The organism is Xanthomonas sp. F4 (genome assembly GCF_011761895.1).
In genome coordinates, this window is sequence record NZ_JAASQX010000002.1 from 1 (window position 1) to 15,605 (window position 15,605).

Annotated in this window: 16 protein-coding genes; 10 read left to right on the top strand and 6 right to left on the bottom strand. The window is 69.4% G+C overall.

The genetic code is table 11. The annotated features are described in order from the left end of the window. Positions 1-406: 406 nt before the first annotated feature. The 6 genes from FHR66_RS07970 to FHR66_RS07995 all read right to left on the bottom strand — a co-directional run bounded on the left by FHR66_RS07970 (position 407) and on the right by FHR66_RS07995 (position 4,640). Positions 407-847: a hypothetical protein gene (locus FHR66_RS07970; RefSeq protein WP_202394753.1), complete on the bottom strand. Its 441-nt coding sequence runs from the start codon at positions 845-847 to the stop codon at positions 407-409. 4 nt (positions 848-851) lie between these two features. Then, positions 852-1,418: an elongation factor P-like protein YeiP gene (gene yeiP / locus FHR66_RS07975; RefSeq protein WP_160967726.1), complete on the bottom strand. Its 567-nt coding sequence runs from the start codon at positions 1,416-1,418 to the stop codon at positions 852-854. Positions 1,419-1,527: 109 nt separating this feature from the next. Further along, on the bottom strand, positions 1,528-2,298 hold the full coding sequence (locus FHR66_RS07980; RefSeq protein WP_160967728.1) for an SDR family oxidoreductase: 771 nt from the start codon (positions 2,296-2,298) through the stop codon (positions 1,528-1,530). Positions 2,299-2,409: 111 nt separating this feature from the next. Beyond that, the gene (locus FHR66_RS07985) at positions 2,410-3,306 is read right to left on the bottom strand and encodes a hydroxymethylglutaryl-CoA lyase (RefSeq protein WP_160967730.1); all 897 of its coding nucleotides are present in this window, start codon (positions 3,304-3,306) and stop codon (positions 2,410-2,412) included. A 144-nt stretch (positions 3,307-3,450) separates the two neighbouring features. Then, the gene (locus tag FHR66_RS07990) at positions 3,451-3,855 is read right to left on the bottom strand and encodes a VOC family protein (RefSeq protein WP_160967732.1); all 405 of its coding nucleotides are present in this window, start codon (positions 3,853-3,855) and stop codon (positions 3,451-3,453) included. Beyond that, complete coding sequence (locus tag FHR66_RS07995; RefSeq protein ID WP_160967734.1) at positions 3,852-4,640, bottom strand: enoyl-CoA hydratase-related protein; 789 nt, start codon at positions 4,638-4,640, stop codon at positions 3,852-3,854. The genes FHR66_RS07990 and FHR66_RS07995 overlap by 4 nt, the downstream gene beginning before the upstream one ends. Before the next feature lie 124 nt (positions 4,641-4,764). Between FHR66_RS07995 and FHR66_RS08000 the strand changes: the two genes are divergently transcribed. The 10 genes from FHR66_RS08000 to greA all read left to right on the top strand — a co-directional run bounded on the left by FHR66_RS08000 (position 4,765) and on the right by greA (position 15,602). Continuing rightward, positions 4,765-5,016: a FeoA family protein gene (locus FHR66_RS08000; protein ID WP_343160673.1), complete on the top strand. Its 252-nt coding sequence runs from the start codon at positions 4,765-4,767 to the stop codon at positions 5,014-5,016. Continuing rightward, positions 5,013-6,872 carry a FeoB small GTPase domain-containing protein gene (gene feoB, locus FHR66_RS08005; protein WP_160967736.1) on the top strand — a complete coding sequence of 620 codons (1,860 nt, stop codon included), beginning with the start codon at positions 5,013-5,015 and terminating at the stop codon, positions 6,870-6,872. The genes FHR66_RS08000 and feoB overlap by 4 nt, the downstream gene beginning before the upstream one ends. A 1-nt stretch (position 6,873) precedes the next feature. Next, positions 6,874-7,128: a DUF6587 family protein gene (locus FHR66_RS08010; protein WP_160967737.1), complete on the top strand. Its 255-nt coding sequence runs from the start codon at positions 6,874-6,876 to the stop codon at positions 7,126-7,128. Positions 7,129-7,201: 73 nt separating this feature from the next. Next, positions 7,202-8,410, top strand: a complete 1,209-nt coding sequence (locus tag FHR66_RS08015; RefSeq protein WP_160967739.1) for an aminotransferase-like domain-containing protein — start codon at positions 7,202-7,204, stop codon at positions 8,408-8,410. A gap of 20 nt (positions 8,411-8,430) precedes the next feature. Continuing rightward, entirely contained in the window at positions 8,431-9,144 is a 714-nt protein-coding gene (locus tag FHR66_RS08020; RefSeq protein WP_160967741.1) for an MOSC domain-containing protein, read from the top strand. Between the two features lie 287 nt (positions 9,145-9,431). Beyond that, positions 9,432-10,148 (top strand): 4-hydroxy-tetrahydrodipicolinate reductase, encoded by a 717-nt coding sequence (gene dapB, locus FHR66_RS08025; protein WP_160967743.1) that lies wholly within the window; start codon positions 9,432-9,434, stop codon positions 10,146-10,148. A 162-nt stretch (positions 10,149-10,310) separates the two neighbouring features. Further along, positions 10,311-11,435 carry a glutamine-hydrolyzing carbamoyl-phosphate synthase small subunit gene (gene carA, locus FHR66_RS08030; RefSeq protein ID WP_160967745.1) on the top strand — a complete coding sequence of 375 codons (1,125 nt, stop codon included), beginning with the start codon at positions 10,311-10,313 and terminating at the stop codon, positions 11,433-11,435. Then, positions 11,435-11,878, top strand: coding sequence for a DUF6973 domain-containing protein (locus tag FHR66_RS08035; RefSeq protein WP_167087695.1), 444 nt, complete (start codon positions 11,435-11,437; stop codon positions 11,876-11,878). Before carA ends, FHR66_RS08035 begins: the two co-directional genes overlap by 1 nt. An 8-nt stretch (positions 11,879-11,886) precedes the next feature. Further along, positions 11,887-15,129, top strand: a complete 3,243-nt coding sequence (carB, locus tag FHR66_RS08040) for a carbamoyl-phosphate synthase large subunit (protein ID WP_160967749.1) — start codon at positions 11,887-11,889, stop codon at positions 15,127-15,129. 8 nt (positions 15,130-15,137) lie between these two features. After that, positions 15,138-15,602 carry a transcription elongation factor GreA gene (gene greA, locus FHR66_RS08045; protein ID WP_026143501.1) on the top strand — a complete coding sequence of 155 codons (465 nt, stop codon included), beginning with the start codon at positions 15,138-15,140 and terminating at the stop codon, positions 15,600-15,602. Positions 15,603-15,605 lie beyond the last annotated feature (3 nt).

Consider the following 15,605-nt stretch of genomic DNA (forward strand, 5'->3'; position numbering starts at 1 on the left):
TCGATGCGAGTTCACGCCGGGGGCGGACTCTGGATACCGTTCGGACACCCAAGGGCCAGCATGTGGAGAGGGGAGCCGATCTACGATGCAAGCTCGAAGCTTCAGGAGCGACTGGACTTCCCACACCTCCTCCGATGATCAGTCGGAAGACATGACGCCTGTTTAGGGGCGCCAGGTCCAGATACAAGGAGCGGCTTCAGCCGCGACGAGCAAAGCGGTGAGGCGATTCGTCCAGGATAGCTACCGGGGCCGAAGGTATTCCCACAGGTGCCGCACAGAGTGGCCAACACCTGTAGGAGCGGCTTCAGCCGCGACGAGCGAAGGCGGGAACTGGCCGATATCGATTGCTCTCAGGGCTGAGGTCCGTTCCCGCAAGGGCGCGACCTTACCGGCCTGAAAGCCGCCATCAGGGCTGTTCGAGATCGGCATCCTCGCCGTAGCGGCGCAGCCAGGCGTCGCGCGGCGGATCCTGGCGGTACTGCGCGCGCAGTTTCGCCCAGGTCTGTGCATTGCCGTCGCAGTACCTGGCCATCGCCTTTTCCAGTTCGCGACGCCGCGCCGCATCGTAGGGCTCCTCGCCCGCGAAGTGGTTGCAGGTGTCCTGGCGCGCGACGAAGGCGCGGATCGGCTCGGGCAGCGCGCAGAAACCGGCGTAGTGCTCGGGATCGACCGCGTCCGGAATCGTGCACGCGGGCTTGGCCGCAGCTGTGGCGGCCGGCGTCACCGGCGCGGCGAGCGCCAGCGCCGGCAGCGCCAGCAGCGCCAGCAGCAGGCCGAGGCAGGCGCGCCGTGACGCGCGCTCGGCGCTCCCTGCGCGGGAGGCGTGGTTGGCACGGCGCCCGCGCATCGGGTCAGTCGGCGCGGCCGGCGAATTCGCCGGTGGTGGTGTTGACCAGCACGCGCTCGCCGTTACCGATGTACTCAGGCACCATGATCTCGATCCCGGTGTTGAGCTTGGCCGGCTTGGGCCGCTTGGTGGCGGTGCCGCCCTTGAGTTCCGGCGGGGTCTCGATCACTTCCAGGGTCACGCTCTGCGGCAGCTGGATCGCCACCGGCTGGTCGTCGATGACCTGCACGTAGATGCCGCTGAGGCCCTCGGTGATGTAGCCGGCATCGGTGCCGATCACATCGGCGTCCAGGGTGTACGGCGTGTAGTCCTCGTCGTCGAGGAATACGAAGGCCTCGCCATCCTTGTAGGAGAAGGTGGCCTGGCGACGCATCAGCTCGACCTCGCGCAGGTCGTCGTCGCCGTCGAAGCTGGCATCGAGCTTGTTGCTGCCCGGCACGCTGTACATCACGAAGCGGAAGCGCACGTTGCCGCCGCGGCCCTGCGGCGAGCTGCGCTCGATGTCGCGGATCTGGTACACGCCGTTGTTGTATTCGACGACGTTGCCTTTCTTGATTTCGTTGGCTTTCATGGGTGTGGGGCCGGGATTGGGGATTGGGGAGTCGGGATTGGAGAGCGCCGGGCAGGGATGAGGAACGGGGAGCGCTTACGAATCCCCAATGCCGAATCCCCAATCCCGGCTACTTGGGCGCCAACCGCACCGCGCCGTCCAGGCGGATGGTTTCGCCGTTGAGGTAGCGGTTGCGCAGCAGGAACATCACCGTGTCGGCGAATTCGTCCGGGCGGCCGAGACGCGAAGGATACGGGATCGATGCGGCCAGCGACTGCTGCACGGCCTCGGGCATGCCGTCGACCATCGGGGTCCAGAAGATGCCCGGGGCGATGGTGTTGACGCGGATGCCGAAGCGCGCCAGTTCGCGTGCCATCGGCAGGGTCATCGCCACCACGCCGCCCTTGGACGCGGCGTAGGCGGCCTGGCCGATCTGGCCTTCGTAGGCGGCGACGCTGGCGGTGTTGACGATGGCGCCGCGCTCGCCGTCCTCGCCCGGGGCGTTGTGCTGCATCAGGTCGGCGGCGGCCTTGGCGACGTTGAAGCTGCCGACCAGGTTGACCATCACCGTGCCCTGGAAGGTGGCCAGCGGCATCGGCGCCTCCTTGCCGAGTACGCGGCCGGCGCCGAGGATGCCGGCGCAGTTGATCGCGGCATTGAGTCCGCCGAGGAAGTCGCGCGCCGCGCCGAGCTGCGCGGCCACCTGGGCCTCGTCGCTGACGTCGGTGCGCAAGTAGCAGGCCCGGTCCGCGCCCAGGGCGGCGACCGCGGCCGCGCCCTTGTCGTCGTTCAGATCGAACAGCGCCACCTTGCCGCCTTCGGCGACGATGCGTTGCGCCACCGCCAGGCCGAGGCCGGACACGCCGCCGGTGACCACCGCGTTGAGATCGGCAAGCTGCATGATGTTCCCTCCCAGGAAAACGCCCAGTTTAGAGGGTGCCGCCCCATCGCGGCGAGATCGGCGACGGGCCGCGGCACGCAGGCACGTCACGGGGTACGGACCTGCAGTGGCTCAGGCCTCGGCGGCCAGCGCCTGGCCGACCTTGCTGCCGGTGGGCCGGCCGAGTTTCTGCGCCAGCCAGCGTCCGGTCGCGGCCAGCGCCGGCAGGTCGATGCCCGTCTCCACGCCGTTGCCGTGCAGCAGGTAGACAACATCCTCGCTGGCCACGTTGCCGCTGGCGCCCTTGGCGTACGGGCAGCCGCCGGCACCGGAGACGGCGGCATCGACCACGCGCACGCCTTCTTCCAGGCAGGCGGCGATGTTGGCCAGGGCCTGGCCGTAGGTGTCGTGGAAATGCACCGCCAGCGCCGTCATCGGTACCGCCGCGGCGACCGCGCGCAGCATCGCCCGCGCCTTGCCCGGCGTGCCCACGCCGATGGTGTCGCCCAGCGAGATCTCGTAGCAGCCCATCGCATGCAGCCGCTGCGCCACGCGCACCACGTCGGCCAGCGGGACCTCGCCCTGGTAGGGGCAGCCGAGCACGGTGGAGACGTAGCCGCGCACCTTGACCCCGTCCGCCGCCGCGCGCTCCAGCACCGGCGCGAAACGCGCCAGCGATTCGTCGATGCCGGCATTGGTATTGGTGCGGTTGAAGGTCTCCGAGGCGGCGGTGAACACCGCCACCTCGCGTACGCCGACCGCGGCGGCGCGCTCGTAGCCCTGCAGGTTCGGCACCAGCACCGGATAGTCCACGCCCGGCACCTGCGCGATGCCGGCGTAGACCTCGGCCGCATCGGCCAGTTGCGGGACCCATTTGGGGCTGACGAAGCTGGTCGCCTCGATGCTGCGCAGGCCGGTACGCCCCAGCCGTGCGATCAGCTCGATCTTGTCTTCTGTTGCGACCCAGGCCTTCTCGTTCTGCAGGCCGTCGCGCGGGCCGACTTCGACGATGCGCACGCGGTCGCTCATCGGCGAAGTTCCTGTGCGGTTGTCCGCGCACTGCGCACGAGACGAGAAGCGATGATGGTCATGGGGATTCCTGATAGGGCAGATGGGGAAACGGCAGCAGGCACGGCCAGCGCCGTAGGCGCCAGCGTGACACCGTAGTGCGGATCAGGCCGACGCCGGGCGGTGGCAGACCGCTTCGATGTTGTGGCCGTCCGGATCCAGCAGGAACGCACCGTAGTAGTCGGGGTGATAGTGCGGTCGCAGGCCCGGTGCGCCGTGGTCGCGGCCGCCGGCGGTCAGGCCGGCGCGGTGGAACGCGTCCACCTGTGCGCGGCTGGCGGCGACGAAGGCCACGTGCACACCGTTGTCGCCGGCGTCGCGGCCGCCGTCGGCGATCCAGAAGCTGGGCTTGCCGTCGCGGCCGAAACCGACGTGGCGCTGGCCGCCGCTTTCCTCGGCGCTCACCTGCATCACCACGTCCATGCCCAGCGCAGCCAGGGCGGCGCGGTAGAAAGCCAGGCTGCGGTCGAGGTCGCTGCAGCGCAGGCCGAGATGGTCGATCGGATTCATGGGCTGGCCCTCCAGGCCGGTTCGCGCTTCTCCAGGAACGCATTCAGCCCTTCCTGGCCCTCGGCCGAGACCCGCAATTGCGCGATCAGGGCCGCGTTGGCCTGGTCCAGCGCATCGCGCTCGCCGCCGGCGGCGACCCGCCGCACCAGGGCCTTGGCGCCGGCGGCGGCCAGCGGACCGGCCTGGCCGAGCAGGGCGACCTGGCGCTGCACCGCCGCGTCCAGCGCGTCCGGCGCCACCGCCTGGTGGACCAGGCCGATCTGCGCCGCGGTGGCGGCGTCGAAGGTCTCGGCGCTGGCGAACCAGCGCCGCGCCTGGCGCGCGCCGATCGCCGCGATCACGTACGGCGAGATCACCGCCGGCAGCAGGCCCAGCCTGCTTTCGCTGAGCGCGAAACGCGCATCGGTGGCGGCCACGGCGATGTCGCAGCAGGCGACCAGGCCCACCGCGCCGCCGAACGCGGCGCCCTGCACCCGCACCACGGTGGGCTTGGGCAGTTCGTCGAGCAGGCGCATCAGTCGCGCCAGGGCCAGCGCGTCGTCCAGGTTTTCCTGTTCGCCGGCGCCGGCCATCGAGCGCATCCACTGCAGGTCGGCGCCGGCCGAGAACGCCGCGCCGGCGCCGGCCAGGACCAGCACCTGCACCTGCGGGTCGGCGCCGATCTGCAGCAGCGCGTCGCTGAGCTGGGCGATCAGCGCGGCGTCGAAGGCGTTGCGGACCTCGGGTCGGTTCAACTGCAGGGTCAGGACCTTGCCGGATCGTTGCAACAACAGGGCATCGCTCATCGAACACTCTCGTACGCAGGGAAAACGGCAGCCATACGGCGATCATAGCCGGCCGTGCCGGCGCCGCCATGACGCGCCGCGGCGATGCTACAATTGATAACCATTCTTATCGACGGAACGTGCTGTGACGTTGTCCGACATGCCGTTGCGCAGCAGCGCCCTCGTTGAATCCGTGCACGACCGCCAGCCCAACGACGCCATCGCCCGGCGTCTGCGCGAGCTGGGTTTCGTCGCCGGCGAGCAGGTGCAGATGCTGGCCAGCGGGCCGATCGGCGGCGAGCCGTTGCTTGTGCAGGTGGGCTATACGCGCTTCGCGCTGCGCCGTAGCGAGGCGGCGCGGGTGCAGGTCAGCGCGCTGGACCAGGTGTGCCCGTGAGCGCGGTGGCCGCGCCGCTGCGCCTGGCCCTGGTCGGCAATCCGAACTGCGGCAAGACCGCGCTGTTCAACCAGTTGACCGGCAGCAAGCAGAAGGTCGCCAACTACGCCGGCGTTACCGTCGAGCGCAAGGAAGGCCGCTTCCGCGCGCCGTCCGGCCGCGAGTTCGCAGTGCTGGACCTGCCCGGGGCCTACAGCCTGCAGCCGGCCAGCCTGGACGAGGCGATCACCCGCGACCTGTGCCGCGGCTTCTACCCGGGCGAGCCGGCGCCGGACGTGCTGGTCTGCGTGGTCGACGCCACCAACCTGCGCCTGCACCTGCGCTTCGCGCTGGAACTGCGCGAGCTGGGAAAGCCGATGGTGGTGGCCTTGAACATGGTCGACGCGGCGCAGCGCCGCGGCATCCAGATCGACCGCCAGGCGCTGGAGCAGGCGCTGGGCGTGCCGGTGATCGAGACCGTGGCGGTGCGCCGCAACGGTGCTCGTGCCCTGGTCGAGCGGCTGGACATGCTGGCACCGGCACTGCCGCCGGCGGTGGCGCCGAGCGAGGGGCAGGGCGACTACCACCAGCAGGTGCGCGCGATTCTCACCGCGGCGGTGTCGATGCCGACCCGCACCTCACGCATCGACGACGCGCTGGACCGCTGGCTGCTGCACCCGGTGGCCGGGCTGCTGACCCTTGCGGTGGTGATGTTCCTGATCTTCCAGGCGGTCTACGCCTGGGCCGCGCCGTTGATGGACCTGATCGAAGGCGGTACCAAGGCGCTGGGCGCCTGGGTCGGCGCGACGCTGCCGGAGGGTCCGCTCAACAGCCTGCTGGTGGACGGCATCATCGCCGGCCTTGGCGGCGTGGTGATCTTCCTGCCGCAGATCCTGATCCTGTTCGCCTTCATCCTGGCGCTGGAGGAATCCGGCTACCTGCCGCGCGCAGCGTTCCTGCTCGACCGCATGATGGCCGCGGCTGGCCTGTCCGGGCGCTCGTTCATCCCGCTGCTGTCCAGCTTCGCCTGCGCCGTGCCCGGGATCATGTCCACCCGCAGCATCCAGGACCCGCGCGACCGCCTGGCCACCATCCTGGTGGCGCCGCTGATGACCTGTTCGGCGCGCCTGCCGGTGTATGCCTTGTTGATCGGTGCGTTCATCCCGCAGAAGCAGGTGTGGGGCGTGTTCAACCAGCAGGGGTTGGTGCTGTTCGGCCTGTACTTCGCCGCCATCGCCAGCGCGCTGGCGGTGTCGTGGACGATGAAGAAGTGGCGCCGCGACAAGGGCGAGCACCCGCTGCTGCTGGAGCTGCCGTCCTACCGCGTGCCGCACCTGCGCGACCTGGCGCTGGGCCTGTGGGAGCGCGCGGCGATCTTCCTCAAGCGCGTCGGCGGCATCATCCTGGCGCTGACCATCCTGCTGTGGTTCCTGCTGTCGTTCCCGGCGCCGCCGGCCGACGCCACCTTGCCGGCCATCGACTATAGCTTCGCCGGTCGCATCGGCCACGCCATGACCACGGTGTTTTCGCCGCTGGGCTTCAACTGGCAGATCTGCATCGCGCTGATTCCCGGCCTGGCCGCGCGCGAGGTGGCGGTGTCGTCGCTGGCGACGGTGTACGCGCTGTCGGCGGCCGACGACGATGCCGCCGCGCAGGCGCTGTCGCCGCTGATTCATGACGGCTGGTCGCTGGCCACCGCGCTGTCGCTGCTGGTCTGGTACATCTACGCACCGATGTGCATTTCCACCCTGGCCACGATCAAGCGCGAGACCAATTCCTGGAAGCAGATGAGCTTCGCCGCGTTCTACCTGTTCGCGCTGGCGTATCTGGCCTCGCTGGTCACCTACCAGGTCGCGGTGGCGCTGGGAGCCGGCTGAGATGAGCACCTCGCTGCTGCTGCAGTACCTGGTGATCGCGCTGGCGGTGCTGGTCAGCGCCTGGGTGGTGCTGAAGAAGCAGTTCCCCGGCACCGCGCGCAAGCTGCGCGGCGCCATCGCCGTGCGCCTGCTCAAGCCCGGCCGTGCGCCGTGGCTGCAGGCCCTCGGTCGCAGCATCGCGCCGGCGCCCACCGCGGGCGCAGGCGCTTGCGGCGGTTGCGACAGTTGCGGGCCGACGCCGCCGCGGCGGCACTGAGCCGCGCCACGCGTTGCCGGCCGGCGCCGGCTTGTGCGCCGCACATGCGCGCCGTGAAGGCGGCGACTATCCTATGCCGATGACCAGCCCATTCCAGTTCTCCCGCCGTGCGCAGGCGCTGACCAGTTCGGCGATCCGCGAAATCCTCAAGGTCACCGAACGTCCGGAAGTGATCTCCTTCGCCGGCGGCCTGCCGTCGCCGGATACCTTCCCGGTCGAGCGCATGCGCGAGGCCTGCGCCAAGGTGCTTCGCGACGCGCCACAGGCGGCGCTGCAGTACGGCCCGACCGAAGGCTATCTGTTGCTGCGCGAATGGGTGGCGGCGCGGCTGAGCCGCGACGGTGCCCACATCCGTCCCAGCCAGGTGCTGATCACCACCGGTTCGCAGCAGGGCCTGGACCTGCTCGGCAAGGTGTTCATCGACGAAGGCAGCAAGGTGCTGGTGGAAACGCCCAGCTATCTCGGCGCGCTGCAGGCGTTCTCGCTGTTCCAGCCTGCGTTCGCGGCGATGCAATCGGACGACGATGGCGTGGTGGTGGACGCGCTGGACGATGCGCAGCTGGCCGGCGCGCGCTTCATGTACGTGCTGCCGAACTTCCAGAATCCGACCGGGCGGCGCCTGCCGCTGCACCGGCGGCAGGCACTGGTGGCGCGTGCGGCCGAGGCCGGCGTGCCGATCGTCGAGGACGATCCCTACGGCGAGCTGTGCTACAGCGGCGACACGCTGCCGAGCCTGCTGTCGATGAACCCGGACGGCGCCATCTACATGGGCTCGTTCTCCAAGGTGTTCGCACCCGGCCTGCGCCTGGGCTACGTGGTCGCGCCCGAAGCGGTGCACGCCAAGCTGGTACAGGCCAAGCAGGCGGCGGACCTGCACACGCCCTCGTTCAGCCAGCGCATCGTCTACGAGGCGGTGCAGGACGGTTTCCTGGATGCGCACATCCCCGGCATCCGCGCGTTGTATGCCAGCCGCTGTGAGCAGATGCTCGCCGCCCTGGCCAGGTATTTCCCGGCGCAGGTGCGCTGGAACCGCCCGGCCGGCGGCATGTTCATCTGGGTCGAACTGCCGGAGGGCATGGACGGCAGCGCGCTGCTGAGCAAGGCGATCGAGCGCAACGTGGCCTTCGTGCCGGGCGCGCCGTTCTTCGCGGTCGCGCCGCAGCGCAATACCCTGCGGCTGTCGTTCGTGACCGTGCCGGCCGAGCGCATCGAGACCGGCGTGCGCATCCTCGGCGCGCTGTTGCAGGACGAAGTCGCCGCGCATCGGCGCGCGACGGCCTGAGTCCGGGCGCGCCTCCGTCCATGACGTCGTCCGATTCCGCCGCCGCGGCGTGGACCATCGATGCGGTGCTGGTCGGCCGCGCGCAGGCGTTCACCCGCCCAGGCAGCCGCAGCGCCATCGACAAGCGGTCGCAGGCCGGGCGCCTGCGCATCGGCCTGGAGGGGCTGGAACTGGACGAGCAGGGCGACCGCCGCGTGCATGGCGGCCCCGACAAGGCCTTGCACCACTATCCGCGCGACCATTACCCGGCCTGGCGCGAGGAACTGGGCGCGCATGCCTTGCTGGACGCGCCGGGTGCGTTCGGCGAGAACCTCAGCAGCTGCGGCGTGACCGAGGCCGACCTGTGCCTGGGCGACCGGTTGCGCCTGGGCACGGCCGTGGTCGAGGTGTCGCAGTCGCGGCAGCCGTGCTGGAAGCTGTCCGACCGGTTCGGCGTGGCCGCGCTGGCGCGGCGCGTGCAGGACAGCGGCCGCACCGGCTGGTACTACCGCGTGCTGCAGCCCGGCGAGGTCGCCGCCGGCGATCGTTTGACCTTGCTGGAGCGCCCGTATCCGCAGTGGCCGCTGGCACGGTTGATCGGCCTGCTGTACCGGCGCGAGATCGATCCGACGCAACTGCAGCAGGTGCTGGCGCTGCCGCTGGTGCCGAACTGGCGCACCTTGTTCGAGCGGCGCCTCGCACAGCATGCGGTGGAGGACTGGGACAAGCGCTTGTTGGGGCAGGCGGCCGAGTAGGGCTTGCTTGCTGCTGCGCGGGCGCGTTCCTGGCGTCGGGGCTGAAGCTCCTCCCACAGCTGGGGCGATCGGCTGCGATTGCGTTGTGGTGCCAGGTGCCAAACGCCTCGCGCGCCAGCTTTTTCTGTCGCTTCCAGTGCCACCACGCTGTTGTGGGAGCGGCTTCAGCCGCGACGAGTGAAGCATCGCCACTTCCGAGGCAGCGCGCTGGCTGCCCGTCGCGCGCTTGCGTCTCCCATGCACGCACCCTCTGTCGCACCCGCCCGCAAACCGCTAGCCTTGTGCCGATGACGACTTCTCCGCTGCGTGTGTTGATCCATGGTGCGTCCGGCCGCATGGGCCAGGCGTTGTTGCGACTGGCCGCGCAGGACCCGGCGCTGCAGGTGGTGGCCGCGGTGGTGCGGCGCGCGCCGGCGCAGCGGGTGATCGACGGCGTGCCGTATTTCGCTGCGGCCGAGCTGGGTGGGGTGCCGGCCTTCGACGTGGCGATCGATTTCAGCCTGCCGCAAGGCTTCGATCCGGTATTGGCCTTGTGCACGGCGCGCGGCGCGGCGCTGGTGTCCGGCACCACCGGGCTGGAGGAGGCGCAGCGGCAGGCACTGACTGCCGCCGCCGAACGCATTCCCTTGATCTGGGCATCGAACTTCAGCCTGGGCGTGGCGGTACTGCACGATCTGGTCGAGCGTGCCGCCGCGGCGCTGCCGGGCTGGGACTGCGACATCGTCGAATCCCACCACGTGCACAAGCAGGACGCGCCCTCCGGCACCGCGCTGACCCTCGGCGACGCCGCGCAACAGGGCGGCGCCACCCCGCGCTACGCCAGCCTGCGCGCCGGCGATATCGTCGGCGAACATCTGGTGCAGTTCGCCGGACTCGGCGAGCGGGTGGAACTGGTGCACCGCGCCAGCAACCGCGACATCTTCGCCCGCGGCGCGCTGCATGCCGCCGCGCGCCTGCCGGGGCGTGCACCCGGGCCCTACCGGCTGCGCGACCTGCTCGGCTGAACAGGCGCTTCACCCAAACGGCTGGCGCGGACCGTCCCGCGCCGGTACAATTCTCGCTCGCCTGTTACCCATCGCCACGGACCCGGAGAAGCGCCGAGTTCGCGGTTTCTTGCAGCCTGCAAGTTGGTGGGGCAGGGTTCCTCTCTCCCCAAGGCGAACCCCGTGACTCAACCCGCAATCCTTGTCCTTGAAGACGGCACCGTGTTCGAGGGCGAATCCGTAGGCGCTGCCGGCCTGTCCGTCGGCGAAGTGGTGTTCAACACCGCCATGACCGGCTACCAGGAGATCCTCACCGATCCCTCCTACGCCCGCCAACTGGTCACGCTGACGTATCCGCATATCGGCAACACCGGCTGCACCGACCAGGACGACGAGGCCGCCCAGGTCTGGTCGGCCGGCCTGATCGTGCGCGACGTGCCGCGCCGTCCCAGCAACTGGCGCAACCAGGTGGCGCTGCCGGACTGGCTGATCCAGCGCGGCGTGGTCGCCATTGCCGGCATCGACACCCGCAAGCTGACCCGCATCCTGCGCGAGAAGGGCTCGCAGAACGGCGCGCTGATGGCCGGCGAGGTCGACGTGGACACCGCGCTGGAAGCGGCGCGCAAGTTCCCCGGACTGAAGGGCATGGACTTGGCCAAGGTGGTCTCCACCGAGAAGGCCTACCCCTGGCGCGACGGCCAGCTCGACCTGGACAGCAACGCCTTCGTGCAGGCCGAACCCAAGTTCAAGGTCGTCGCCTACGACTACGGGGTCAAGCACAACATCCTGCGCATGCTCGCCGAGCGCGGCTGCGAAGTGACCGTGGTGCCGGCGCAGACGCCGGTCGCCGAGGTGCTGGCGATGAATCCGCACGGCGTGTTCCTGTCCAACGGCCCCGGTGACCCGGCGCCGTGCGACTACGCGATCGCCGCGATCAAGGAATTGCTGGCGCGCAAGATTCCGACCTTCGGCATCTGCCTGGGCCACCAGCTGCTGGCGCTGGCCGCCGGCGCGCAGACCCTGAAGATGGGGCACGGCCACCACGGCGCCAACCACCCGGTGCAGGACCTGGACAGCGGCCGGGTGATGATCACCTCGCAGAACCACGGCTTCGCGGTGGACGAGGCGACCTTGCCGGCCAATGTGCGCGTCACCCATCGCTCGCTGTTCGACGGCAGCAACCAGGGCATCGCGCTCACCGACGCGCCGGCCTTCAGCTTCCAGGGCCACCCGGAAGCCTCGCCGGGCCCGCGCGACGTGGCGCCGCTGTTCGATCGCTTCACCGCGCTGATGGCGGCCGCCGCCTGATGGCCGTAGCGCCGGCCATGCCGTTGCCGACCCGCCGCTGGCGGTGGCCGGCTACGGCGTTGCTGGTGCTGGCCGCGTATCCGGCCTTCGTGCTGGGCGCGGTGTACCCGCAGTGGCTCAGCGCCGGCCTGCCAGGCGGGCGCGATGGCCCTGCCGATGCTTACCGCCACAGCCTGGCCAGCGCCGTGGTCGCCTACACCCTGTCGCCACGCTGTGTGGACTGGGTCACGGCGGTCATGGAGCGCGACGGCCGCGGCTCCGCGAGCCGGGCGATGGACGCCCACAACAACCGGATCGGCGCGCGCATCGGCGCCACCGCCAGCAGTTGGGCCGCGATGCAGCGCGAGGTTCGCGCCGCGGTCGACCATGGCGCGATCGATGCGCGTTCGTCCGATCAGATCACCTGGCGCGCCCCCGCGGCGTGGCAGGACCGCCTCTACTGAGAATCCCCATGCCCAAGCGCACCGACCTCCAAACCATCCTCATCATCGGCGCCGGCCCGATCGTCATCGGCCAGGCCTGCGAGTTCGACTACTCCGGCGCGCAGGCGTGCAAGGCGCTGCGCGACGAGGGCTACCGCGTGGTGCTGGTCAACAGCAACCCGGCCACGATCATGACCGACCCGAACATGGCCGACGCCGTGTACATCGAGCCGATCAACTGGCAGACGGTCGAGAAGATCATCGCCAAGGAAAAGCCCGATGCGCTGCTGCCGACCATGGGCGGGCAGACCGCGTTGAACTGCGCGCTGGACCTGGCCGACCACGGCGTGCTGGAGAAGTACGGCGTCGAGCTGATCGGCGCCAAGCGCGAGGCCATCCGCATGGCCGAGGACCGCGAGCTGTTCCGCGTGGCGATGGGCGAGATCGGCCTGGAGTGCCCGAAGGCGGCGGTGGCCCACACCCTGGAAGAGGCGCTGGAGATCCAGACCACGGTCGGCTACCCGACCATCATCCGCCCCAGCTTCACCCTCGGCGGCAGCGGCGGCGGCATCGCCTACAACCGCGAAGAGCTGATCGAGATCGTCGGCCGCGGTCTGGAACTGTCGCCGACCAGCGAAGTGCTGGTCGAGGAGTCGGTGCTGGGCTGGAAGGAGTTCGAGATGGAAGTGGTCCGCGACACCGCGGACAACTGCATCATCGTCTGCTCGATCGAGAACCTGGATCCGATGGGCGTGCACACCGGCGACTCGATCACCGTGGCCCCGGCGCAAACCCTCACCGACAAGGAATACCAGCGCCTGCGCGACGCCTCGATCGCCGTGCTGCGCAAGATCGGCGTGGACACCGGCGGCTCCAACGTGCAGTTCGGCATCAATGCGCAGACCGGCCGCGTGGTGGTGATCGAGATGAACCCGCGCGTGTCGCGCTCCTCGGCGCTGGCCTCCAAGGCCACCGGCTTCCCGATCGCCAAGGTCGCGGCCAAGCTGGCGGTCGGCTACACCCTGGACGAACTGAAGAACGAAATCACCGGCGGCCTGACCCCGGCCTCGTTCGAGCCGTCGATCGACTACGTGGTCACCAAGATCCCGCGTTTCGCCTTCGAGAAGTTCCCGCAGGCCGACGCGCGCCTGACCACGCAGATGAAGTCGGTAGGCGAAGTGATGGCGATGGGCCGCACCTTCTCCGAATCGCTGCAGAAGGCGCTGCGCGGGCTGGAGACCGGCAAGATCGGGCTCGATCCGACCGGCCTCAACCTGGCCAGCGAAGACGACCTGGCCGCGCTCAAGCGCGAACTGAAGGCGCCGGGTCCGGAGCGGCTGTTCTACGTCGCCGACGCCTTCCGCGCCGGCATGAGCGTGGAGCAGGTACACGCGCTGTCGTTCATCGACCCCTGGTTCCTGGACCAGATCGAAGACCTGATGGCGCAGGAAGCGCAGGTGGCCGCCGACGGTCTCGCCGCGCTGGACGCGGCACGCCTGCGCACGCTCAAGCGCGCAGGCTTCTCCGATGCGCGCCTGGCCGAGCTGTGCGGCACCAACGAGGCCGCGGTGCGCGCGTTGCGCCGCGCGCACAAGGTGCGGCCGGTGTACAAGCGGGTGGACTCGTGCGCGGCGGAATTCGCCACCGACACCGCCTACCTGTACTCGACCTACGAGGACGAGTGCGAGGCCAAGCCCAGCAACCGCGACAAGATCATGATCCTTGGCGGCGGTCCCAACCGCATCGGCCAGGGTATCGAGTTCGATTACTGCTGTGTGCACGCGGCGCTGGCGCTGCGCGAGGACGGTTACGAGACCATCATGGTCAACTGCAATCCGGAGACCGTGTCCACCGACTACGACACCTCCGATCGCCTGTACTTCGAACCGCTGACCCTGGAAGACGTGCTGGAGATCGTCGAGCTGGAGCAGCCCAAGGGCGTGATCGTGCAGTACGGCGGGCAGACCCCGCTGAAGCTGGCGCGTGCGCTGGAAGCCAATGGCGTGCCGGTGATCGGCACTTCGCCGGACTCGATCGACCTGGCCGAGGATCGCGAGCGCTTCCAGCAACTGGTCGACAAGCTCGGCCTGAAGCAGCCGCCGAACCGCATCGCCCGCAACGCCGAGGAAGCATTGGTGCTGGCGCGCGAGATCGGCTACCCGCTGGTGGTGCGCCCGAGCTACGTGCTCGGCGGCCGCGCCATGGAAATCGTCTACGGCGAATCCGACCTGGCGCGCTACGTGCGCGACGCGGTCAAGGTCTCCAACGATTCGCCGGTGCTGCTGGACCGCTTCCTCGACAACGCGGTGGAAGTGGACGTGGACATCATCGCCGACCAGGACGGCCAGGTGCTGATCGGCGGCGTGATGGAGCACATCGAGGAAGCCGGCGTGCATTCGGGCGATTCGTCCTGCTCGCTGCCGCCGTACTCGCTGTCGCCGGCCACCCAGGCCGAGCTGCGTCGCCAGGTGGTCGAACTGGCCAAGGCGCTGAACGTGGTCGGGCTGATGAACACGCAGTTCGCGGTGCAGGTGAACGATGCCGGCGACGACATCGTGTATCTGCTGGAAGTGAACCCGCGCGCCTCGCGCACCGTGCCGTTCGTGTCCAAGGCCATCGGCGTGCCGCTGGCCAAGATCGCCGCGCGCTGCATGGCCGGCAAGACCCTGGCCGAGCAGGGCGCGCTGAAGGAGATCGTGCCCGACTACTACTCGGTGAAGGAGGCGATCTTCCCGTTCGCCAAGTTCCAGGGCGTCGATCCGATCCTCGGCCCGGAGATGCGTTCCACCGGTGAGGTGATGGGCGTGGGCCGCAGCTTCGGCGCGGCGTTCGCGCGCGCGCAGGAGGCCGGCGGCATCAAGGCGCCGCCACTGGGCAAGGCCTTCGTGTCGGTGCGCGATCCGGACAAGCAGCGCGTGCTGCCGGTGGCGCAGGCGCTGGTCGAGCGCGGCTACACCCTGGTCGCCACCCGCGGCACCTGCGCCTGGCTGCAGCAGCACGGTCTGCAGTGCGAACAGGTGAACAAGGTGGCCGAAGGCCGTCCGCACATCGTCGATCTGATCAAGAACGGCGAAATCGTGTATATCGTCAACACCACCGAGGGCCGGGCGGCGATCTCCGACTCGTTCTCGATCCGTCGCGAAGCCCTGCAGCATCGCGTCACCTATTCGACCACGGTCGCCGGCGCGCGTGCGCTGGTGCATTCATTGGAATTCCGCGGCACCGGTCCGGTCTGGGCGCTGCAGGAATTGCACAAGGAGCTGGAAGCGTGAGAGCCCCGATCACCATGCAAGGCGCGCAGCGGTTGCGCGAGGAACTGGATCACCTGAAGTCGGTCAAGCGTCCCGAGGTCATTACTGCCATCGCCGAGGCGCGTGCGCACGGCGACCTCAAGGAGAACGCCGAGTACCATGCCGCGCGCGAGCAGCAGGGTTTCATCGAAGGCCGCATCAAGCAGCTGGAGAGCGAGCTGTCGCACGCCGAGGTCATCGACGTCAGCAAGCTGGCGGTCGGCAGCAAGGTGGTGTTCGGCGCCACCGTGACGCTGGCCGACGTCGAGACCGACGAAGAGAAGCGCTACCAGTTGGTCGGCGACCTGGAAGCGGACATCAAGCTCGGCCTGATCGCGATCTCCTCGCCGCTGGCGCGTGCGCTGATCGGCAAGATGGAAGGCGACAGCGTCAGCATCGATGCCCCGGCCGGTCGCCGCGAGTACGAGATCGTCAGCGTCGCCTACGTCGGCTGATCC